General features: G+C 46.9%; 15 protein-coding genes and 2 rRNA genes. 4 read left to right on the top strand and 13 right to left on the bottom strand.

Annotated features, from left to right (window positions below; all coding sequences use genetic code 11):
* Window positions 1–32: 32 nt before the first annotated feature.
* From ABTV07_RS05035 to ABTV07_RS05025, 3 genes are all read right to left on the bottom strand, one after another.
* Window positions 33–2,967 (bottom strand): 23S ribosomal RNA (locus tag ABTV07_RS05035).
* A gap of 237 nt (window positions 2,968–3,204) precedes the next feature.
* Window positions 3,205–4,755 (bottom strand): 16S ribosomal RNA (locus ABTV07_RS05030).
* The 16S and 23S rRNA genes sit together here, the layout of an rRNA operon.
* A gap of 275 nt (window positions 4,756–5,030) precedes the next feature.
* Window positions 5,031–5,906, bottom strand: a complete 876-nt coding sequence (locus tag ABTV07_RS05025) for a nucleotidyltransferase-like protein (RefSeq protein ID WP_433748276.1) — start codon at window positions 5,904–5,906, stop codon at window positions 5,031–5,033.
* A gap of 161 nt (window positions 5,907–6,067) precedes the next feature.
* On the opposite strand from ABTV07_RS05025, the gene ABTV07_RS05020 reads away from it, so the two are divergent.
* Window positions 6,068–6,412: a YgzB family protein gene (locus ABTV07_RS05020; protein WP_433748274.1), complete on the top strand. Its 345-nt coding sequence runs from the start codon at window positions 6,068–6,070 to the stop codon at window positions 6,410–6,412.
* A gap of 109 nt (window positions 6,413–6,521) precedes the next feature.
* Here ABTV07_RS05020 and perR read toward each other — a convergent pair whose 3' ends face one another.
* From perR to ABTV07_RS04980, 8 genes are all read right to left on the bottom strand, one after another.
* Window positions 6,522–6,965 carry a peroxide-responsive transcriptional repressor PerR gene (gene perR, locus ABTV07_RS05015; RefSeq protein WP_433748271.1) on the bottom strand — a complete coding sequence of 148 codons (444 nt, stop codon included), beginning with the start codon at window positions 6,963–6,965 and terminating at the stop codon, window positions 6,522–6,524.
* An 80-nt stretch (window positions 6,966–7,045) separates the two neighbouring features.
* The gene (locus ABTV07_RS05010) at window positions 7,046–7,606 is read right to left on the bottom strand and encodes a cob(I)yrinic acid a,c-diamide adenosyltransferase (RefSeq protein WP_433748268.1); all 561 of its coding nucleotides are present in this window, start codon (window positions 7,604–7,606) and stop codon (window positions 7,046–7,048) included.
* 2 nt (window positions 7,607–7,608) lie between these two features.
* Window positions 7,609–8,559, bottom strand: a complete 951-nt coding sequence (locus tag ABTV07_RS05005; protein ID WP_433748265.1) for a D-2-hydroxyacid dehydrogenase — start codon at window positions 8,557–8,559, stop codon at window positions 7,609–7,611.
* 242 nt (window positions 8,560–8,801) lie between these two features.
* Window positions 8,802–9,272, bottom strand: a complete 471-nt coding sequence (gene bcp / locus ABTV07_RS05000; RefSeq protein ID WP_433748262.1) for a thioredoxin-dependent thiol peroxidase — start codon at window positions 9,270–9,272, stop codon at window positions 8,802–8,804.
* Window positions 9,273–9,347: 75 nt separating this feature from the next.
* Window positions 9,348–9,755: a potassium channel family protein gene (locus ABTV07_RS04995; RefSeq protein ID WP_433748259.1), complete on the bottom strand. Its 408-nt coding sequence runs from the start codon at window positions 9,753–9,755 to the stop codon at window positions 9,348–9,350.
* A gap of 75 nt (window positions 9,756–9,830) precedes the next feature.
* Window positions 9,831–10,616, bottom strand: coding sequence for an ABC transporter permease (locus tag ABTV07_RS04990; RefSeq protein WP_433748256.1), 786 nt, complete (start codon window positions 10,614–10,616; stop codon window positions 9,831–9,833).
* A gap of 4 nt (window positions 10,617–10,620) precedes the next feature.
* The gene (locus ABTV07_RS04985; RefSeq protein WP_433748253.1) at window positions 10,621–11,412 is read right to left on the bottom strand and encodes an ABC transporter permease; all 792 of its coding nucleotides are present in this window, start codon (window positions 11,410–11,412) and stop codon (window positions 10,621–10,623) included.
* 14 nt (window positions 11,413–11,426) lie between these two features.
* A complete protein-coding gene (locus ABTV07_RS04980; protein WP_433748250.1) occupies window positions 11,427–12,434 on the bottom strand; it encodes an ABC transporter ATP-binding protein in 1,008 nt (335 codons plus the stop codon).
* A 203-nt stretch (window positions 12,435–12,637) separates the two neighbouring features.
* Between ABTV07_RS04980 and ABTV07_RS04975 the strand changes: the two genes are divergently transcribed.
* The 3 genes from ABTV07_RS04975 (at window position 12,638) to ABTV07_RS04965 (ending at window position 19,979) form a co-directional block, all read left to right on the top strand.
* Window positions 12,638–13,933 (top strand): glutamate-1-semialdehyde 2,1-aminomutase, encoded by a 1,296-nt coding sequence (locus tag ABTV07_RS04975; protein WP_433748247.1) that lies wholly within the window; start codon window positions 12,638–12,640, stop codon window positions 13,931–13,933.
* 251 nt (window positions 13,934–14,184) lie between these two features.
* A complete protein-coding gene (locus tag ABTV07_RS04970; RefSeq protein WP_433748244.1) occupies window positions 14,185–18,648 on the top strand; it encodes a glutamate synthase-related protein in 4,464 nt (1,487 codons plus the stop codon).
* 245 nt (window positions 18,649–18,893) lie between these two features.
* The gene (locus tag ABTV07_RS04965) at window positions 18,894–19,979 is read left to right on the top strand and encodes an FUSC family protein (protein WP_433748242.1); all 1,086 of its coding nucleotides are present in this window, start codon (window positions 18,894–18,896) and stop codon (window positions 19,977–19,979) included.
* An 89-nt stretch (window positions 19,980–20,068) separates the two neighbouring features.
* Here the strand turns inward: ABTV07_RS04965 and nikC are convergent, their stop codons facing one another.
* Together nikC and ABTV07_RS04955 are read right to left on the bottom strand one after the other, a co-directional pair.
* Entirely contained in the window at window positions 20,069–20,965 is an 897-nt protein-coding gene (gene nikC, locus ABTV07_RS04960) for a nickel transporter permease (protein ID WP_433748239.1), read from the bottom strand.
* A 36-nt stretch (window positions 20,966–21,001) separates the two neighbouring features.
* The gene (locus ABTV07_RS04955) at window positions 21,002–22,006 is read right to left on the bottom strand and encodes an ABC transporter permease (protein WP_433748236.1); all 1,005 of its coding nucleotides are present in this window, start codon (window positions 22,004–22,006) and stop codon (window positions 21,002–21,004) included.
* Window positions 22,007–22,067: the final 61 nt, after the last annotated feature.

The raw sequence follows: 22,067 nt of genomic DNA, 5'->3' as shown, positions 1-22,067 counted from the left end.
GTAAGTGACTGTTAAACCGGAATCAACCAAATGTGGTTAAGTCCTCGATCGATTAGTATCCGTCAGCTGCACACGTCGCCGTGCTTCCACCTCGGACCTATCAACCTGATCATCTTTCAGGGATCTTACTAGCTTGACGCTATGGGAAATCTCATCTTGAGGGGGGCTTCATGCTTAGATGCTTTCAGCACTTATCCCTTCCGCACATAGCTACCCAGCGATGCCTTTGGCAAGACAACTGGTACACCAGCGGTGCGTCCATCCCGGTCCTCTCGTACTAAGGACAGCTCCTCTCAAATTTCCTGCGCCCACGACGGATAGGGACCGAACTGTCTCACGACGTTCTGAACCCAGCTCGCGTACCGCTTTAATGGGCGAACAGCCCAACCCTTGGGACCGACTACAGCCCCAGGATGCGATGAGCCGACATCGAGGTGCCAAACCTCCCCGTCGATGTGGACTCTTGGGGGAGATAAGCCTGTTATCCCCGGGGTAGCTTTTATCCGTTGAGCGATGGCCCTTCCATGCGGAACCACCGGATCACTAAGCCCGACTTTCGTCCCTGCTCGACTTGTAGGTCTCGCAGTCAAGCTCCCTTGTGCCTTTACACTCTACGAATGATTTCCAACCATTCTGAGGGAACCTTTGGGCGCCTCCGTTACCTTTTAGGAGGCGACCGCCCCAGTCAAACTGCCCACCTGACACTGTCTCCCGCCCCGATAAGGGGCGTGGGTTAGAATTTCAATACAGCCAGAGTAGTATCCCACCGATGCCTCCACCGAAGCTGGCGCTCCGGTTTCAACGGCTCCTACCTATCCTGTACAAGCTGTACCAAAATTCAATATCAGGCTACAGTAAAGCTCCACGGGGTCTTTCCGTCCTGTCGCGGGTAACCTGCATCTTCACAGGTACTATAATTTCACCGAGTCTCTCGTTGAGACAGTGCCCAGATCGTTACGCCTTTCGTGCGGGTCGGAACTTACCCGACAAGGAATTTCGCTACCTTAGGACCGTTATAGTTACGGCCGCCGTTTACTGGGGCTTCGGTTCAGAGCTTCGCTTGCGCTAACCCCTCTCCTTAACCTTCCAGCACCGGGCAGGCGTCAGCCCCTATACTTCGCCTTGCGGCTTCGCAGAGACCTGTGTTTTTGCTAAACAGTCGCCTGGGCCTATTCACTGCGGCTCTCTCGGGCTTGCACCCTACCAGAGCACCCCTTCTCCCGAAGTTACGGGGTCATTTTGCCGAGTTCCTTAACGAGAGTTCTCTCGCTCACCTTAGGATTCTCTCCTCGCCTACCTGTGTCGGTTTGCGGTACGGGCACCATTGATCTTGCTAGAGGCTTTTCTAGGCAGTGTGAAATCAGGAACTTCGGTACTAAATTTCCCTCGCTGTCACAGCTCAGCCTTATGATGACAAGGATTTGCCTCATCATCAGCCTTGCTGCTTAGACGCGCATATCCAACAGCGCGCTTACCCTATCCTTCTGCGTCCCCCCATTGCTCAAACGATCAAGAGGTGGTACAGGAATATCAACCTGTTATCCATCGCCTACGCCTTTCGGCCTCGGCTTAGGTCCCGACTAACCCTGAGCGGACGAGCCTTCCTCAGGAAACCTTAGGCATTCGGTGGATGGGATTCTCACCCATCTTTCGCTACTCATACCGGCATTCTCACTTCTAAGCGCTCCACCAGTCCTTACGGTCTAGCTTCAACGCCCTTAGAACGCTCTCCTACCACTGACACCAACGGTGTCAATCCACAGCTTCGGTGATACGTTTAGCCCCGGTACATTTTCGGCGCAGAGTCACTCGACCAGTGAGCTATTACGCACTCTTTAAATGGTGGCTGCTTCTAAGCCAACATCCTGGTTGTCTAAGCAACTCCACATCCTTTTCCACTTAACGTATACTTGGGGACCTTAGCTGGTGGTCTGGGCTGTTTCCCTTTCGACTACGGATCTTATCACTCGCAGTCTGACTCCCAACGATAAGTCTTTGGCATTCGGAGTTTGTCTGAATTCGGTAACCCGATGAGGGCCCCTAGTCCAAACAGTGCTCTACCTCCAAGACTCTTCCGTTGAGGCTAGCCCTAAAGCTATTTCGGAGAGAACCAGCTATCTCCAGGTTCGATTGGAATTTCTCCGCTACCCACACCTCATCCCCGCACTTTTCAACGTGCGTGGGTTCGGGCCTCCATCCAGTGTTACCTGGACTTCACCCTGGACATGGGTAGATCACCTGGTTTCGGGTCTACGACCACATACTCAAAACGCCCTATTCAGACTCGCTTTCGCTGCGGCTCCGCCTCATCAGCTTAACCTTGCATGTAATCGTAACTCGCCGGTTCATTCTACAAAAGGCACGCCATCACCCATTAACGGGCTCTGACTACTTGTAGGCACACGGTTTCAGGATCTCTTTCACTCCCCTTCCGGGGTGCTTTTCACCTTTCCCTCACGGTACTGGTTCACTATCGGTCACTAGGGAGTATTTAGCCTTGGGAGATGGTCCTCCCAGCTTCCGACGGGATTTCACGTGTCCCGCCGTACTCAGGATCCACTCTGGAGGGAACGAAGTTTCAACTACAGGATTTTTACCTTCTCTGATGGACCTTTCCAGATCTCTTCGTTTACTTCGTTCCTTTGTAACTCCGTATAGAGTGTCCTACAACCCCAAGAGGCAAGCCTCTTGGTTTGGGCTATGTCCCGTTTCGCTCGCCGCTACTCAGGGAATCGCGTTTGCTTTCTCTTCCTCCGGGTACTAAGATGTTTCAGTTCCCCGGGTCTGCCTTCCATACCCTATGTATTCAGGTAAAGATACTGTTCCATTACGAACAGTGGGTTCCCCCATTCGGAAATCTCCGGATCAAAGCTTACTTACAGCTCCCCGAAGCATATCGGTGTTAGTCCCGTCCTTCATCGGCTCCTAGTGCCAAGGCATCCACCGTGCGCCCTTTCTAACTTAACCTATTTGACAATTTACATTGTCAGGTTTGATTTGCGTATGACTGAAAGTCATTCACCAAAAAAATTCTAAAGTGGCGATTCTCGGTTTATGTCACTTACTTACTTTATCTAGTTTTCAAAGAACAAGTCGACCAACCATCCAGCCATGCTGAAGATTGATCTCTCTATTTGTTTGATAGAATTGATCTATCAAAACTGAACAAAACAGAAACGGTCAACATCTTGTAAATATCCTTAGAAAGGAGGTGATCCAGCCGCACCTTCCGATACGGCTACCTTGTTACGACTTCACCCCAATCATCTGTCCCACCTTAGGCGGCTGGCTCCATAAAGGTTACCCCACCGACTTCGGGTGTTACAAACTCTCGTGGTGTGACGGGCGGTGTGTACAAGGCCCGGGAACGTATTCACCGCGGCATGCTGATCCGCGATTACTAGCGATTCCAGCTTCATGCAGGCGAGTTGCAGCCTGCAATCCGAACTGAGAACGGTTTTATGGGATTGGCTCGACTTTGCAGTTTTGCAGCCCTTTGTACCGTCCATTGTAGCACGTGTGTAGCCCAGGTCATAAGGGGCATGATGATTTGACGTCATCCCCACCTTCCTCCGGTTTGTCACCGGCAGTCACCTTAGAGTGCCCAACTGAATGCTGGCAACTAAGGTCAAGGGTTGCGCTCGTTGCGGGACTTAACCCAACATCTCACGACACGAGCTGACGACAACCATGCACCACCTGTCACTCTGTCCCCCGAAGGGGAACGCCCTATCTCTAGGGTTGTCAGAGGATGTCAAGACCTGGTAAGGTTCTTCGCGTTGCTTCGAATTAAACCACATGCTCCACCGCTTGTGCGGGCCCCCGTCAATTCCTTTGAGTTTCAGCCTTGCGGCCGTACTCCCCAGGCGGAGTGCTTAATGCGTTAGCTGCAGCACTAAAGGGCGGAAACCCTCTAACACTTAGCACTCATCGTTTACGGCGTGGACTACCAGGGTATCTAATCCTGTTTGCTCCCCACGCTTTCGCGCCTCAGCGTCAGTTACAGACCAAAGAGCCGCCTTCGCCACTGGTGTTCCTCCACATCTCTACGCATTTCACCGCTACACGTGGAATTCCGCTCTTCTCTTCTGCACTCAAGTTCCCCAGTTTCCAATGACCCTCCACGGTTGAGCCGTGGGCTTTCACATCAGACTTAAGGAACCGCCTGCGCGCGCTTTACGCCCAATAATTCCGGACAACGCTTGCCACCTACGTATTACCGCGGCTGCTGGCACGTAGTTAGCCGTGGCTTTCTGGTTAGGTACCGTCAAGGTGCGAGCAGTTACTCTCGCACTTGTTCTTCCCTAACAACAGAGTTTTACGATCCGAAAACCTTCTTCACTCACGCGGCGTTGCTCCGTCAGACTTTCGTCCATTGCGGAAGATTCCCTACTGCTGCCTCCCGTAGGAGTCTGGGCCGTGTCTCAGTCCCAGTGTGGCCGATCACCCTCTCAGGTCGGCTACGCATCGTGGCCTTGGTGAGCCGTTACCTCACCAACTAGCTAATGCGCCGCGGGCCCATCTGTAAGTGATAGCCGAAACCATCTTTCAACCTTCCTCCAGGAGAAGGAAGGAATTATCCGGTATTAGCCCCGGTTTCCCGGAGTTATCCCAGTCTTACAGGCAGGTTGCCCACGTGTTACTCACCCGTCCGCCGCTGATATCAGGGAGCAAGCTCCCATCAATCCGCTCGACTTGCATGTATTAGGCACGCCGCCAGCGTTCGTCCTGAGCCAGGATCAAACTCTCCGAAAAATTGTTGGCTGAAAGCCACAATGTTTCAAGCTTGATTAGCTCGATTTTTAAAACTTAAAATTTAACGTTGGCGTTTTGTTTTGTTCAGTTTTCAAAGATCAATTTCGCTTTCGTCTCTCAGAAGCGACTTTATTATCTTATCAAATGCTGACTTTCATGTCAACACTTTTTTTAAAACTTTTATTTTTCTTCGCCGCTGCTAAATGAGTTGTTCAGCAGCGACGCTTATAAATATATCAGCCTTATAAAATAAAGTCAACACTAAAAATGATATTTTAAGATAATTTTTTCGGAACAGAATAATACCTATGGAAGATACCCTGCCCCTTCGTCTCCACATTCTCTACAGACACACAGTTCTTATCTGCCAGATACTCAAGCAAAATAGCTAAATCAACAGAGTAGTGCTTCAGTTCTTCATGGTGCATCAGATCATTGATGCTCCATGATTCTTTCATTTCAAGAACCTCTATTAAATGAGCAGTGCCTGATTTCATCCTTGAATGAATGAGGAATTCGCTGGCTAAGAATAAAAGCTCGAGCCTTTTATCAATAGTTTCATCGCTTGTGACCAACTCTTCGTACAATTTAAAGATTTCCGGTTCGATCTGCTTTACTTGATTCCACACTGTCACTTCCGGATGAAATCCGTTTTCGATGACCGCCAGACGCGCCAGATGATGAAGAGAGTGGACAATATGATTGTAGGCATCTAGATAATGATGATTGTCAAAGAATGCTTTTCCATCTGTGTACCTTCTGATTAATTTCGCGAATTCCATTCCCATTTTGATTTTCCTTCCATAGAACGGGAAATCACGGAGCTCCATTTTCAAGCCATCGACATATTCGTTTCTGTCGAAGAGAATTTTTCCATTAAAGAGCCAGTCAACGATTTTTCGGTTGCTTCCTAATAGGATCCACTCTTTAAGCTGCTCTTCCGTGACGATGTGAAGGGCGGCTTTTTGATCTTGGTAAGTATAATGTTTAATAAATACTGACTGGTCCGCTTCTTTAACAATGACAAGCAGGACTGTATCAAATGTATCTGTAATAGGACTTGCGTGAAGTCTCTTTTCTATCCTTAAAATCCCTAATGTATTTTGTTGGCTTGCCCGTTCTTGATAAATGGGGCGAAGGATATCCTCCATAAACTAACTCCTCCATATAACTAGCATTTTAGGATACTACTTCGACAATCATAATAAATTTCCTGCTGATTTAAAAGACAATTTTCGACACTGCCTTGTCAAAGATTCCTACTTATTTGTAAGAAAAGTGTGATATAGTAATTTTCTAGGAGGGACAAATGATGGCTAAATACTCGAATAAAATAAATAAAATCCGCACATTTGCGCTAAGTTTGATTTTCATCGGTTTCATTATTATGTACATAGGCATCTTCTTCCGCACCCATCCAATCGTCATGACCATCTTCATGATCCTCGGCCTTTTGTCGATCATCGCAAGCACGGTGGTTTATTTCTGGATCGGGATGCTTTCCACGAAAGCGGTCCAAGTGGTCTGTCCGAATTGCGGAAAGCCGACGAAACTGTTGGGACGGGTCGATATGTGCATGCACTGCCGAGAGCCGCTTACATTGGATAAGAACCTCGAAGGCAAGGAATTTGATGAAAACTACAACAAAAAAGGTTAATACGGCACCATCAGAAAAGCCCCTTCAGCGAGATACGTTCTGCTTTCGCTGAAGGGGCTTTTATTATAAAACAAAAAAATAAGCCCTCCATTATAGAAGGGCGTTTGAATTAATGTGCGTCTTTTTTGCTGCAGTCCGGACATGTGCCGTATATCTCCATCCGGTGTGCACCAACTTTAAAGCCAGTGACGTGTGAAGCCAGATGTTCGACTTCATCCAATCCAGGGTAATGGAAATCCACGATTTTGCCGCAGGACTCGCAAATGACATGGTAATGGTCGGTGGTAACGAAATCGAAACGGCTGGAAGAATCCCCGTAAGTCAATTCTTTGACCAGGCCAACCTCACGAAATACTCGCAAATTATTATATACAGTCGCCACACTCATGTTTGGGAATTTCCCTTCGAGCGCCTTGTAGATATCATCGGCCGTCGGGTGTGACATCGAGCTAATTAAATATTCAAGTATCGCATGACGTTGAGGCGTGATTCGCACCCCTGTTTGTTTTAAGGTATCCAATGCTTCTGTAAGCTGATCTTGGGACACGGTCATGCACCTCTTTCTTAATAAGAATTCATTCTTAAATTAAAATCTTTATAAATAGTTTACTAAGAAAAGTATGTTTCTGTCAATTATCCCCGTCTGTCTGCGTGAAGGGTTTCCTCGATTTCTCCAAGCTGTCCATTGATATATCTGGCTGCCACAAACAGCAAATCAGATAGTCGGTTTAAGTAGGAAAGAACGAGTGGATTCACTTCCTCGCCGATTGCGACTGCATTCCTCTCAGCTCTCCTTGCAATGGTTCTCGCCGTATGAAGGGCGGCACCTGCTGGATGTCCTCCTGGCAGGATAAAGTTTTTAAGAGGCTCCAACGACTCCTCCCATTTATCAATTAACCCTTCCAAGAAGGATATGTCCCCTTCTTCCACTTTCCATTTCACTTCTTTTCCAGAAGGAGTGGCAAGTTCTGCCCCTACATGAAAAAGAGCCGTCTGGATCCGATGAAAGGCATTTTCCAACTCTTCCTTGCCCTCGAAGTATTCCTTTTTCACGTAGCTTAATGCCAAACCGATCATGGAATTGGCTTCATCACAAGTCCCGTACGCTTCGACTCTCATGTCGCTTTTTGATACACGCTGTCCATATACTAATGAAGTCGTTCCTTTATCCCCTGTTTTCGTATAGATTTTCATTTCTAATACCCCCTCTTTGGATCTACTACGTTCATAAAGTTGTTTTTATTATTGATATATGTATGAAGATTATGCTTGAATATTTCAAATGCCCTCGGCAAGTAGTCATCGGAATGGCTCGAAACGTGCGGAGTGAGCGTCAGGTTTTTCATTTTCCAAAACGGATGGTCCTCAGGCAGCGGTTCTATTTCAAATACATCCACAAAGGCGTGGGCGATCTGTTCTTCCTCCAGAGCTTCAATCAATACTTCCTCAGAAACAGCATCCCCTCTTCCGATATTGATAAAGACGGCCGACTCTTTCATGGCCGTGAAATGCTCTTTTTGATAAAGATATTTCGTTTTATCGGTGCTCGGCAATATGTTGATGATAAAGTCCATATCGGGAAGTACATCTTTGAACGATTCCATTGTGTACATAACCTTATATTCCTTCATCTGCTTACCGGTTGAATTTACACCGTAAACAGTCATTCCAAAGAAGTTTGCTGCTTTCGCTATCTCGGATCCGATTGCTCCCGCTCCGACAATCATCAGATTTTTCCCCGACAGCTCTCCCATTTTCAGATCAGGCTGCCAGATGCCTTCACGCTGCTGGTCCCGAAACGCACCAAGCTGCTTCACATATTGTAGCATCAGGCCGATGGTGAATTCCGTCATCGGTTTCTTATGGATTCCCTTTGCATTTGTCAAAAGGATGCCCCGTTCAGCAATTGCGTCTAACGGCATTTTCTCCAGTCCCGCTGAGACAACCATGATCCATTTCACATTTTGCGCATTCTTGATGTGTCCCTCAGTCAAATCCTCTCCATAAGTGACGATGACTTCAGCATCAGAAAGGAGTCCATTTTCTTCATCAATAGAAGAAAGAATTTGAAGGTTCAAATCATCCCCCATTTGTTTAAGCGGTTTCAACAATTCCTCCGGGGGAGAAAAAGTAAACAGCACATTCATCTAAAAATCCCCCAATCCTGGACTATCTCTATTTCTGACTATTTTATCATATCAGCTGAATAGTCCACATCAGAAACACTCTTCAGGCAAAAAAAGAGAGCCGAGTTCATCGGCTCTTAACGTATGACTATCTGAGGAGGTATGCCCTAGTATAAAGTATGTTCGTTTGCAGAAAATGCATGGACAAACGCCACAACTCCATTAAAATAGGCATGGTTTTTCTCCCATTTTTATAAGTTTTTTTACATATGATCTTTGATGAATTGAAGCGCTTCTGCTACGTGGTCCTTCACTTTGACCTGGCGCCACTCTTTTGCAAGCTGTCCGTCTTTTCCGATGATGAACGTGGACCTCACGATTCCCATGTATTCCTTGCCGAAGTTCTTTTTCAGCTGCCATACACCATAGTCTTCCGCCACTTTGTGATCCTCGTCGACCAGCAGCAAAAATGGCAGCGAATGCTTTTCCACGAATTTTTGATGTTTATCGATCGGATCCGGGCTTACACCAAGGATGACGGTATCAAGGCCTGAAAAACTTTCGTACTGATCGCGGAAATCGCACGCTTCCGTTGTACATCCCGGTGTCATGTCCTTTGGATAAAAATATAGGACGACATTCTTCTTCCCGCGGTAATCCGATAATTTCACTTTTTCCCCATTGCTTGCGGTCAATTCAAAGTCAGGTGCCAGTTGTCCAATTTCTACAGTCATGTTTGTTTCCTCCCATTAATAAAGCTTCTACCAATAGCCTATCCAAATTGGGAGAAGAAAACAAATTTCAAGGTGTTAAGCTGGCTTTTCGATATCCAATACCGTCCTCACTACAAAAGCGGCAGGGATTGTATAGCCGATCAGCGCCTCCAATATGACCAGCACCCGCCCAGCTTCAACCGGGATGACATCTCCATAGCCAACGGAAAACAATGTCATGCCGCTGAAATACACATAGGTCATGAATTTATTCAAAAACGAATCAACGGCAACCCCTGAATTATCTGCCAGGACGCGGACCCCCTGCAATTCAAGAGCCATATATAATAAACCGAAGCCAATCATAAGCGTCAGATAGATTAAACTAATGAAAAGAAAGTTTTCCAGCGAAACGTGCCGCTGCTTCATCTTCGAGGGCAAAAATAGATTCCTGATGCTGACCATCATGCAGATGACCACCGCCCCCATAAATACCTCCAGCATTCCTCCACCCCCAAAGACTACTCATCACATTCTATGAAAAAAAGCCTGGACAAATGTCCAAGCTTTCAAAACAAATCAGTTCCCTGCTCCCCGGTAGCGTTTGACGCCTTTATTCCAAAGGAGTACAGATAAGGTGATAAATAAAATGCCGATCACCGGCGTCAGGAACGCATATCCGTACCATTCTTCTTTTCCTAAGAAATAAGAGGCCGGATAGACGCCGACAAACGCAAATGGCAGGATCCATGTCAGCACAAAACGGATGACGGTGTTGTAGATGTTCACCGGATACCGTCCGTAGTTCCCGATATTGTACATCATCGGCATGATCGAGGTCTTCGCATCAGACCAGAAACCGATGGCTGCCATGATAATGAAGATCCCTCCATAAACAAGCGCTCCGCCAATGGCAAACAAGATGAATAGAAACGGATCATACCAATGAAGGCTGATCCCCAATTTATCCCCGGAATATAGCATGACCGCAATCCCCGTCACCACTCCGAGAAGCGACTCCAATTCGATCCTCTCCAGGATGATTTGAAACAGACTGTGGATTGGCCTAGTCAAAATCCTGTCCATCTCGCCTTTCACGATATAGCGGTCATTGAAATCCCAAATATTGAAGAAGGATGAGAAAATGGCAAACGGCACTAAAAAGAAACCGTAGATAAAGATGATTTCATATTGGCTCCAGCCGCTCAAGAGCTTTGTATGGCCAAAGACAATCAGGATAAAGACGAGGTTCACACCTTGGAATAATAAATCCGATAAAAATTCAACCAATAAATCTGTTCGGTACTGCAGCCTTACTTTTATATATTGGGCGACGTATTGAAAAAACATCTTCAAATAAAACATGCTGTCACCCTCCTTGAATAATCATTTGTTTTTTTGCCAGCTTCCACAGGACTCCAATCGGGATGAGCAAAATGACGGTCCACGCTACTTGCAGGAGGATCGCCTGGATCATTTCGTTCCCTTTGAATCCCTCTGTGAAAATCATGCTCGGCACATAGCTGATGCCTTGAAACGGCAAATACTTCATGACCGTCTGTGCCCACATCGGAAAGAAATTGATTGGAAGCAGCAGCCCGGAAAATAAATCGATGACCACCCGTTTGGCACGGATCAAGCCATCGTTATTAAATAAGAAAAAAGTCGTCATTCCAGTCAACAGGTTGATCTGGGTGTTGATGATGAAGCTGAGGACAATGGATATTCCGAACCATGACCACACAGACGGATCAAATGCTACGTGCAGCCTGAATATCAACGACACTATTACCATACCTGGAATGGAGAAAAACAACAGTCGGAAGATACCTTCACCAAGCCCCTGCATCGTTTTCATTCCCAGATAGCTGTAAGGGCGGATGAGCTCCACCGCAACCTTTCCTTCTTTGATCTCCTGTGCGATTTCACGGTCGATATTATTGAAATAAAAAGCCCGCGCCATCCAGGCAACCGCTATATAAGTGGTCATTTGGATGACAGAGAGTCCTTCAATATCCTGCTTCCCTCCATAAATCGCCTGCCAAAGGAAGTAGTAGGCCCCAATGTTGATGCTGTAGATCAGGATGCCGCTATAATAGTTGGTCCGATATGCCAGCATCATCAAAAAGCGGATACGAATCATTTCCATATATTTTCCCATGATTCATCCTCCTTTCAAACGAAGCCTTTTTCATAGATGTTTCGGATGATTTCTTCCGTTGAGGTTTCCTGGATCTTGATATCCTTGATCTTGAACCTCGATACAACGGAGGCGATGAGCTCTGATATCTTTTGATCGTCAGCGTCTACCGTCGCGATGTATTTATGAAGTCTGCGGTCGATATCCCAGACAGCCTCCAAATTTTGAGTGAGGAACACAAGCTCTTCTTCATCAATTTGCTCAAGGAACTGAAACTCCACTTCCTTTTTATCTCCCCAGCTCTGCTTTAGATGATTGAGGGCGCCATCATAGATGATCTGCCCTTCATCAAGCATGACCACTCTGTCGCAAAGCGCCTCGATGTCTGACAGGTCATGGGTTGTGAGGAGGATCGTCGTGTTGAATTTCTCATTGATTTCCTTAAGGAACTGCCTGATTTTCAATTTCACCAGTACATCGAGGCCGATCGTCGGTTCATCCAAAAACAATAGCGGAGGATTATGGATGAGGGCTGCAGCCAATTCACAGCGCATCCTTTGCCCGAGGGATAATTTACGGACGGGCTTGTCCAAAAGCGGTCCGATCTCGAGCGTCTCGATGACATGGCTCATATGCTCGTCATACTGTTCATCCGATACTTTGTATACCTTTTTCAAAAGGCGGAATGATTCCTGCACAGCGATATCCCACCAAAGCTGGGAACGCTGGCCGAATACGACACCGATCGTATTGACGAACTTTTCCCTGTCTTTATGGGGATTCATCCCGTTCACTTCCACTGCGCCTGATGTCGGAGTCAAGATCCCTGTAAGCATCTTGATCGTGGTCGATTTTCCCGCTCCATTCTCCCCGATGTAGCCGACCATTTCTCCTTTTTTCACAGTAAAGCTTATATCATTGACGGCGGGGACGATCTTATAGTTCCGCGTGAATAGATCGCGGAATGCCCCGCTAAGTCCTGAACGGCTTGAATAAGCCTTGAATTCTTTACGGAGATTCTCTACAACAATTGCGTTATCCATCTCTTTAACGCTCCTTCCTTCTTGATGCCATCACATAGTGTACCACATTCATTCGCGGACTACCTCCAGAATGTTTCGCTATTCTAATTGCGCAATCAGAATCGGCGTACTACAATGTAGGATGTACATTTATGAAGGAAAAGCTTCATGATTGGATGCCATCCAGCCTGTTTTTCAGGCCCAAACCATTAAGGAGGATTTAAATGGATTTCAGTAAATCAGAACATTTACATAAAGAAGCATTAGAACATATCGTCGGCGGCGTCAACAGCCCTTCCCGCTCGTATAAAGCCGTTGGGGGCGGTTCACCTGTTGCAATGGAAAGAGGCCAGGGGGCGTACTTCTGGGATGTGGACGGAAATCGCTACATCGATTACTTGGCTGCCTATGGACCGATCATCACGGGACATGCGCACCCGCACATTACAGAAGCCATCAAAAAAGCGGCGGAAAACGGGGTCCTTTACGGCACACCGACGCCTCACGAAGTAAAATTTGCAGCCATGCTGAAAGAAGCAATGCCGGCGATGGATAAAGTACGGTTTGTCAACTCCGGTACAGAAGCAGTCATGACGACGATCCGCGTAGCGCGCGCATATACCGGCCGCGACAAAATCATCAAGTTTGCCGGCTGCTACCACGGACATTCAGACCTCGTCCTTGTAGCTGCAGGCTCCGGCCCATCAACCCTTGGAACACCTGATTCCGCCGGTGTGCCAAAAAGCATCGCAAAAGAGGTCATCACCGTTCCTTTCAATGACATCGAACCGTTTAAAGAAGCATTGGCAAAATGGGGCAGCGAAATCGCAGCTGTTCTTGTAGAACCGATCGTAGGGAATTTCGGGATTGTTGAACCTAAGCCAGGTTTCTTAGAGGCTGTGAATGAACTGACACACGAAGCAGGCGCACTGGTCATTTATGATGAAGTCATCACCGCTTTCCGCTTTATGTACGGCGGGGCGCAGGACTTGCTGAATGTAAAGCCTGACCTGACTGCGATGGGGAAAATCATCGGAGGCGGCCTCCCGATTGGAGCTTACGGTGGACGTGCTGAAATCATGGAAAAAGTGGCACCGCTAGGACCTGCCTACCAAGCTGGAACGATGGCCGGAAACCCTGCATCCATCCTTTCCGGTATTGCCTGCCTGGAAGTCCTCAAGCAAGAAGGAGTCTACGAGCATCTTGATCACCTTGGAAAACTGCTTGAAGAAGGCATCCTGAAATCTGCTGAGAAGCACAATATCCCAATCACCATCAACCGCTTGAAAGGTGCACTGACTGTCTACTTCACGGATGTGAAAGTTGAGAACTATGAACAGGCGGAAGCGACGGACGGGGAAATGTTTGCGAAATTCTTCAAACTGATGCTTCACCAGGGCATTAACCTGGCCCCTTCCAAATATGAAGCCTGGTTCTTGACTACAGCTCATACAGAAGAAGATATCAAGGTAACATTAGAAGCAGTGGACAACGCATTTTCAAAGCTTCTTTCTGAATAAATATACAAAACGAACCATCGCTTAAATTGAGCGATGGTTTTTTAATACCTTAAAAAGAAAGCGTTTACAATAACTCTTCTTTATTTCCACCTCACGATTCTTGCATAGGAATTTGCATAAACAACTTTCCCTATGCTATCATTGAACTATTATTCTGAATTTTTAATCAATAAAACAAATCTAAAACCAATCCACAAGTTCCTCATTTCCCTGCTTCCATGCGAAAATTTAATACCGGAGGTGAATGGCACATGCCATTACAAAAAAATCATTGGAGTCCCCACACATTCAAGGATCATCATCGCCACGAACATGATGCATGCGGGATTGTTGCCTGCATCGAAAAAGAGAAAATCCCCACACGAAAAAACATCACGAATTGTATAGATGCCTTAATCAAAATGAACCACAGAGCAGGCTTCATTCATGATGAAGGCGACGGAGCCGGCATTCATATTGATCTTCCGAGAGCGCTGTGGGAAGACAAACTGCAGCAGCAAGGACACGCCCCCGCTCTCGCCCACTCGCCTGAATTTGCAGTAGGACATTTTTTTCTGACGAATGAAACCCCATCTTTAAAAGAAAAGATTATCGATTCCTTATCGGAGCGCGGCCTTGATGTATTATTTCAGTCCGACACAACTGCGGATCTTTCTGCCCTCGGAATCAACGCCAACAAAGAAAAGCCGATATTTTTTCAAGTTGGCTGCATTGCCCGCCACAAGTCTGTAAACCTATCGAAGCAACTATACGAACTTGGCATTCTGCTCGAAAACGAAGAGAACATCCACGTTGCCTCGCTCAGCGGGGAGCATGCCATCTATAAAGTGATGGGCGGCGGAGAATTATTAATGAACTATTATCATGATTTGAAAGATGAAAAGATCTCCTCTGCCATGACACTCGGACATAACCGCTACTCAACGAATACCCTATCCACTTTTTCACGCGTACAGCCATTCAGCCTTTTAGGACACAATGGCGAAATCAATACGATTTCAAAATTCAGGGAAGAAGCAGAGATGCTCCAGATCCCGCTCGTCCAGTCTGGAAGCGACTCACAGGATGTCAACAGGGTCATTGAAACCTTTATTTGCCGCGACGGATTTTCCCTGTTTGAAGCAATGGACATGGTCTTCCCTCCGATTATGAATGAAATCAACCACTATCCTGATCATCTCCAGGATTTATATATCCATTTCCGGGAAAATTGGGGACATATCGCTCAAGGTCCGGCAGGCATTGTATCACGTTTTGGCGATGAAGCGGTCTTCAGCGTGGATTCCCTTGGCCTCCGTCCATTGTGGATGCTTGAAACGGATGTTTCTATTCTTTTTTCCTCAGAACCTGGAATTCTGCCAAACTCTTGCTATGTGAATGATCCGAAGCCGTTAGGCCCTGGTGAAAAAATCGGACTGAAATGGAAGAATGACAGAATTGAAGTTTTTGATCACAGCGCCTTTCAGGAAGAGGTATTTGCTCGCTACTCCTCTAAGAAAAATGTGGACGGAACTTATTTAAAATTGCAGGCGGGCAATTTTAAGAAAGTCATTTCTCAAACGTATCCTGCTGAAATTTCAAACGGGCAGTACAATGCTTTCGGCTGGAAACGCGAGCAGATTCAAATGCTCGAGCAAATGGCTGAACGCGGAGTAGAACCGATCAAGTCGCTAGGGCACGATGCCCCGCTTGCTGCGATGGATCCGGACAGAAAGAATATCTCCGATTTCATCAAGGAAAGCGTGGCGGTCGTAACCAATCCTGCCATCGACCGTGAACGGGAAGCAGAACATTTTTCCCTTTCCGTTTTTTTAGGATTTCGCCCATCGATTGATGGAAAAGAAGAAAACCAGAATTCCATGCATCTAGCTTCTCCCCTTCTCATTGAAGGAACAGCCGGCTGGGAGTGCTATGAGAAAATGAATCACCCAAGCTATGATCAAGTGGTGGATTCCTTCCTGGATAAAAAAGACACCCACCATCTTTCGCTGACTGTGGAAGATAATGAGACCCTGTCCCATGCCTTGAAGCGTGTCTCATCAGAAGCTGTGGAAGCTGTCAACAGCGGCAAATCACTTTTGATATTGGACGACGCTGCTGCCCATAGCGAAAATCATCTTTGGATGGATCCACACCTTGCCTTATCAGCCATTCAAAGAAAGCTGACTGAAAAAGGAATGAGACGGAACTGCTCCCTCCTTCTTCGTTCCGCTTCCATCCGCTCGCTTCATGACATCATGCTTGCCATGGGACTTGGTGCTGATGCCATCAGTCCTTACTATATGTTCCTGACGGTCTATGAAGAATCAATCCAACCCGTCCTTCATTTGTTTGAAGCATTGAATAAAGGAATGGAAAAAGCGTTGTCCACCATCGGCATCCATGAGTTAAAGGGATACGGAAGGCTTTTTTCCGCCATCGGCCTTCATGAGGATGCAGCTGATCTATTAAATATTACGAGCTTCCTTGGTTCTGATAAAGTGCCATATGATTTCACCGCCATGAAGGAAGATGCGATACAGCGCAGAATGGATTATCAGGATGAGAACCAGCGCCTGCAGAAGGAATTTCATTTCTTCCCCCGGATCTGGAAAGCCATCGGGGAAGTTGCTTCAACCGGCGACTATACTTCCTACCGAGAAAAATTGGAGGAGATGGAGGAAAAGTCTCCGATTACCATCCGGCATTTGACTAAACTGAAAGAGGGAAGCAAGAAACCAGAACCTTCTTCCGTGGACATCGGAGTGGGGTCGCACAGCCTGCCTTTCGTCATTGCTTCTATGTCTTTTGGCTCTCAGAACGAAACAGCTTTCCGGGCCTATGCAGAAGCTGCCGAACGGCTCAATATGATCAGCCTGAATGGAGAAGGCGGCGAAATCAAGGATATGATCGGAAAATATCCGCATACGCGGGGACAGCAGATTGCATCAGGACGATTCGGCGTCAATATGGAGCTGTTGAACTCCTCCAATCTGCTCGAGATCAAGATAGGCCAAGGTGCAAAGCCTGGTGAAGGCGGACATCTTCCTGGATCGAAGGTGACGGAGAAAATCGCCGAAGCCCGGAATGCGTCCATCGGCTCCGACCTAATTTCGCCATCGAACAACCATGATATCTACTCCATTGAAGATCTTGCCCAGATGATCGATGAGTTAAAAACAGCCAATCCGTCAGCGAGAATTGCCGTGAAAGTTCCTGTTGTACCGAACATCGGAACCATTGCAGTCGGCATTGCGAAAGCCGGGGCGGATATCATTACACTCAGCGGTTTTGACGGCGGCACCGGGGCAGCTAGAATCCATGCCCTTCAGCATGTCGGCCTCCCTGTTGAAATCGGTGTGAAGGCTGCGCATAATGCCCTGTTAGAAGCAGGTCTCCGCGATTATGTGGAAATTTGGGCTGACGGCGGCATCAAAAGTGCGATGGATGTCCTGAAAATCATGCTGCTCGGAGCTAACCGCATCGGGTTCGGCACTCTATCCATGATTGCCATCGGCTGTACGACATGCAGGGGGTGCCACTTGGATACATGCCACGTCGGAATTGCGACCCAGATCGATTCCGAAGCACAGGCAAAAGAGCACGGCCTGCGCAGATTCGTTCCAAGACAGCTCGATTTGGCCGTAACAGGTCTGATGAACCTCTTCACCGCTTTTGGAGAAGAATTAAAAGCCCTCACTGCATCTTTAGGATTTTCCAGCCTGCAGGAGATTGTGGGCCGTTCAGATCTTCTGGTCCAGTCAGAAGGCAAAAATATGCTCGATTTGACTTACCTTCTGGAAGTGCTGGAAATTGAACAGATGCAAAAAAAATCACTGTCTACTATATCTGCTGTAAATGATGCTTCCATTGCCGTTGGAGCAGAAACCTATGGACACCCTGTCGGCAGCGGTACTTTCCATTATCAAGGCATCACGTCCAACCGAAGGAATCTTGGAAGCTCGCATTCCCAGCAAGCGGTCTTATCGTCTCGAAAAGAAGCACGCTTCCCTTCTTCCTTGAAGCTCGACCTGACTGACGGGTCCATTCCTGGAAACGGCCTCGGTGCCTACAATGCCAATGGCGTCGACATACAAGTCCATGGCGGAGCACAGGACGGAACGGGTAAAGCATCCTTGGGCGGTTCCATCGTCATCCTTAAATCCAAGGGGCAAAACGGGAAGTTCATAAACGGATCAGTAGGAAAAGGATTCGGGTATGGAGCACAAAAAGGACTTCTCATTGCACAGGGAGACGCTGATTCAAGGGCAGGAATCCGCTTGTCTGGCGCAGACTTGATCATCGGGGGACTTCCGAAAAAGACGATCTCAGCCGATAAGCGTGCCAATATCTCTTCTTTTGCCAATATTAAGGGATTTGCATTTGAATACATGACCAATGGCCGGGGAGTGGTATTAGGGGATCCCGGCCCGTGGATATGTGCCGGAATGACAGGTGGAGTCGTCTATTTGAGGCAGGATGAGGATGCCGGACTGACGAAAGAAACCATTTTGCAGCGGATCGCCAAAGGTGCCAAAGTATCGATTGAACCCTTGTCTGAAAAAGGAATTTCCGATTTGGAAGAACTGCTGTCGGGCTATATGGAATTCTTGAAACAGAGCGGACAGCATGATGAAGCAGTGCTTGTGGAAGGACTGATGGGAGATCTTCAGGCCAACTTCCTGCAAGTCATCCCTGCCAAGGAGCAGGCCGACCCTTCCGTTTCAACAGAGTGATTGTGCTTTGATGAATATGCATTACCGCCCCTCTAATCAGGGGCTTTTCTTTTTTCCCAAAAACCAATTTTGACTAATTTTTTACAGAATGATTCTGTAAAGCCTTACATAAAAAAATAATATCCAAAAGCATCTTGATATTCAGTTGGGGACACTGTATAGTACAATGTTGTTTAACATTCCTGCTTCTAGTCAATATAGTAATGAAGCGGTAATAATTTACCAGGAAAGGATATTCCACTATTATGAAGCTTGGTGCCCGCATTTTTAAAACGGGAATCGCTATCGTTTTAGCTTTATTTGTGGCTGAAATTCTGCATCTGCCTTCACCGGTGTTTGCCGGGATTGCTGCCATTTTCGCAGTTCAGCCCACGATATATCGATCTTACCTATCCATTATTGAACAAATTCAGGCAAACTTGATCGGCGCCATTTTGGCTGTATTATTTGTATTATTGTTAGGCAATCATGTTATTTTTGTCGGCCTGGCAGCGATCATCGCCATTACACTCATACTGAAATTAAGAATTGAAAATACGATTGGCCTTTCCCTTGTGACCATGATTTCCATCATGGAAGCACCCGGGGAGAATTTCATCCAATTTGCCGTCATCCGATTTTCAACAATCATGCTCGGGGTCTTGTCCTCTTTCATCGTGAACCTGATCTTCTTGCCGCCTAAATACGAAACCAAACTGTTCTATCGTGTTTCGCACGTCACAGAAGACATGTTGAAATGGATCCGGCTAAGCACCCGGCATGCATCTGAAAATCATTTATTGAAAAAAGACATTGAAAAAATAAAAGAGCGCCTGACTAAAATCGACCAGGTCTACCTTCTATTCAAAGAAGAACGAAGCTACTTTAAAATGAACATCGTGGCAAAAAACCGCAAGCTTGTTGTCTACAGGCAAATGATTTCTACCTTGAGAAGAGCATTTGAAATCCTGAAGAGGCTCCACCGCTTTGAAAATGAAATTTCCAATCTGCCTGAGGAAATCCATCAGATGATCCAAGGACAGCTCGACTGCCTGATGAGCTATCACGAGCAGCTCCTTCTTAAGTTTGTTGGGAAAGTTAAATCTGATATCGCTTTTGAAAGTGTGCACAATGTGTGTGCGCAGCGAAATGAATTGATGGACGTCTTCATTAAACGATTGAAGACGTATGATTTCCAGGAAGACTACCAGCCGTTCCACTTGATGCACCTGATCTCATCCATCTTGGATTACAACGAGCATCTCGAACATCTGGAAAAGCTGATCGGAAGCTTCCAATCATTCCACGTAGAAGAAAACGAAGTGAAAATAGAAGAGAATCATGAAGAATAACGAACGAAACCGGCTTGCCTACACAGCAGCCGGTTTTTCTGCATTATTAGCAAAAGAAAAAAGTCCGGGGTCTCCGGACTTTTTGTACATTAGCTTTTCATTCTTGGATCTAGTGCATCGCGCAATCCGTCTCCCATTAGGTTAAAGCCAAGGACGGTCAGCATGATAGCGAGTCCTGGGAAGATCATCGTCCATGGTGCCTGAATCATGTATTGGGTGGAATCGGCGAGCATTTTGCCCCATTCCGGCTTTGGCGGTTCTGCCCCAAGTCCCAAGAAGCCAAGTGCGGCAGCTTCAATGATGGCTGTGGCAATGGCCAAAGTTCCTTGCACGATGATCGGCGCCATGCTGTTCGGCAGGATATGGTGGAACAAGATGCGTGCATCCCCCATCCCGATTGCCTTTGCAGACATGATGTATTCTTCCTGTTTGACGCTCAATACTTTCGAACGGATCAAACGCCCAAAGTTCGGAACGTTGATGACGGCAATCGCAATCAGCGCATTTCGAAGCGACGGCCCAAGAACGGCTACGATCGCAATGGCCAAAAGGATGCTTGGGAATGCCAGCATGATATCAAAGAATCTGGAGATGATCGTATCGATCCATTTTCCATAATACCCGGCTACGATTCCAAGCAGACTCCCTACGACAACTGAACCGACAACGGAGAAGAACCCTACCCAAAGGGAAATCCTTGCTCCATAAATGACACGTGTGAAAATATCCCGCCCGAAATCATCGGTGCCAAGCCAATGCTCGGATGATGGCCCCTGCAGGCGATCCGGGAGATTCTGAACATTGAACCCATCCGGCTTCAATAACGGAGCCAACAATGCAATGACAATGAAAAATAAAACGATGAAACTTCCGATTACTGCAGGTTTATTTTTCTTAAATCCTCTCCATGCTTCTTTCCATGGCGAGGAAACATCTTCTGATTTAACGGCTTGGATGTTCTCCTGCTGCGGAGCTAATTCTGCCATTTTCATTCCTCCTTGCTTCGTTCAACACTACAGCAATTAGTTGTACTTGATTCTAGGATCGACAGCTGCATAAACAAGATCCACAATCAGGTTGATCATTACGAAAATAAAAGCAACGATTAAGATGCCTGACTGGATGACTGGATAGTCGCGGAATCCGATGGCATCGTAGATATAGCGTCCGATTCCAGGCCAGCCGAAGATCGTTTCGGTCAGGATGGCTCCTCCAAGCAGAAGGCCCATTTGAAGTCCGATGACTGTTAAAACCGGAATGACTGCATTTTTCAATGAATGCTTGTACACAACCCAGAACATCTTCATCCCCTTAGCCCTTGCAGTCCTGATGAAGTCGGAGCGCATGACTTCAAGCATGCTTGAGCGCGTCATCCTTGCGATGATGGCCATTGGGATCGTAGCGAGCGCAAGTCCGGGAAGGATCAAGTGCTTGATGACTTCAACAAATTGGTCGAATCTTCCTTGGAGCAAAGTGTCGATTAAATACAGATTCGTGATGGCCTCAATGGGATCCCTTATGTTTTCCCTTCCGGTTGTCGGCAGCCAGTGAAGGTTGATGGCAAATGTCCATTGCTCCATCAAGCCAAGCCAGAAAATCGGGATGGAAACACCAAGTAGGGCCAGGACCATCGCCAAGTAATCAAACCAGGAGTTTTGGAACCATGCACTGATGATGCCGGCATTGACGCCGACGAAGATCGCAATGATCATGGCTACTACTGATAATTCAAGTGTTGCTGCCAGATACGGCCAAATCTCCTCCGTCACCGGTGTCCTTGTACGGAGCGATGAACCGAGGTCCCCTTGGAAAATCCCTTTGATATAATCGAAAAATTGCACATACCATGGATGGTTCAGCCCCAATTCCCTCGTCAAAGCTTCAACAGCTTCCTTCGTTGCCTGCTGTCCAAGTATGACCTGTGCCGGGTTTCCTGGAATCAACCGGATCATCATGAAAACGATGAATGTCATTCCAAGCAGAACGGGTATCAATTGCAGTATTCTTCTTATTGTATATTGAAGCATGCTGTCTCACCTCTTCTACCATATATGTATAAAGGGGAGTGTGTAACTCCTCCCCTCTTTC

The sequence above is a fragment of the Falsibacillus pallidus genome (genome assembly GCF_050990905.1).
Classification (GTDB): Bacteria; Bacillota; Bacilli; order Bacillales; family DSM-25281; genus Falsibacillus; species Falsibacillus pallidus_A.
This window is presented reverse-complemented; position numbering and strand designations above follow the sequence as displayed.

Excerpts from the sequence above, each read along its gene's own strand:
- ABTV07_RS05025 (WP_433748276.1), bottom strand. The coding sequence starts at position 5,906 with ATGGAGGATATCCTTCGCCCCATTTATCAAGAACGGGCAAGCCAACAA.
- ABTV07_RS05020 (WP_433748274.1), top strand. The coding sequence starts at position 6,068 with ATGGCTAAATACTCGAATAAAATAAATAAAATCCGCACATTTGCGCTA.
- perR (WP_433748271.1), bottom strand. The coding sequence starts at position 6,965 with ATGACCGTGTCCCAAGATCAGCTTACAGAAGCATTGGATACCTTAAAA.
- ABTV07_RS05010 (WP_433748268.1), bottom strand. The coding sequence starts at position 7,606 with ATGAAAATCTATACGAAAACAGGGGATAAAGGAACGACTTCATTAGTA.
- ABTV07_RS05005 (WP_433748265.1), bottom strand. The coding sequence starts at position 8,559 with ATGAATGTGCTGTTTACTTTTTCTCCCCCGGAGGAATTGTTGAAACCG.
- bcp (WP_433748262.1), bottom strand. The coding sequence starts at position 9,272 with ATGACTGTAGAAATTGGACAACTGGCACCTGACTTTGAATTGACCGCA.
- ABTV07_RS04995 (WP_433748259.1), bottom strand. The coding sequence starts at position 9,755 with ATGCTGGAGGTATTTATGGGGGCGGTGGTCATCTGCATGATGGTCAGC.
- ABTV07_RS04990 (WP_433748256.1), bottom strand. The coding sequence starts at position 10,616 with ATGTTTTATTTGAAGATGTTTTTTCAATACGTCGCCCAATATATAAAA.
- ABTV07_RS04985 (WP_433748253.1), bottom strand. The coding sequence starts at position 11,412 with ATGGGAAAATATATGGAAATGATTCGTATCCGCTTTTTGATGATGCTG.
- ABTV07_RS04980 (WP_433748250.1), bottom strand. The coding sequence starts at position 12,434 with ATGGATAACGCAATTGTTGTAGAGAATCTCCGTAAAGAATTCAAGGCT.
- ABTV07_RS04975 (WP_433748247.1), top strand. The coding sequence starts at position 12,638 with ATGGATTTCAGTAAATCAGAACATTTACATAAAGAAGCATTAGAACAT.
- ABTV07_RS04970 (WP_433748244.1), top strand. The coding sequence starts at position 14,185 with ATGCCATTACAAAAAAATCATTGGAGTCCCCACACATTCAAGGATCAT.
- ABTV07_RS04965 (WP_433748242.1), top strand. The coding sequence starts at position 18,894 with ATGAAGCTTGGTGCCCGCATTTTTAAAACGGGAATCGCTATCGTTTTA.
- nikC (WP_433748239.1), bottom strand. The coding sequence starts at position 20,965 with ATGGCAGAATTAGCTCCGCAGCAGGAGAACATCCAAGCCGTTAAATCA.
- ABTV07_RS04955 (WP_433748236.1), bottom strand. The coding sequence starts at position 22,006 with ATGCTTCAATATACAATAAGAAGAATACTGCAATTGATACCCGTTCTG.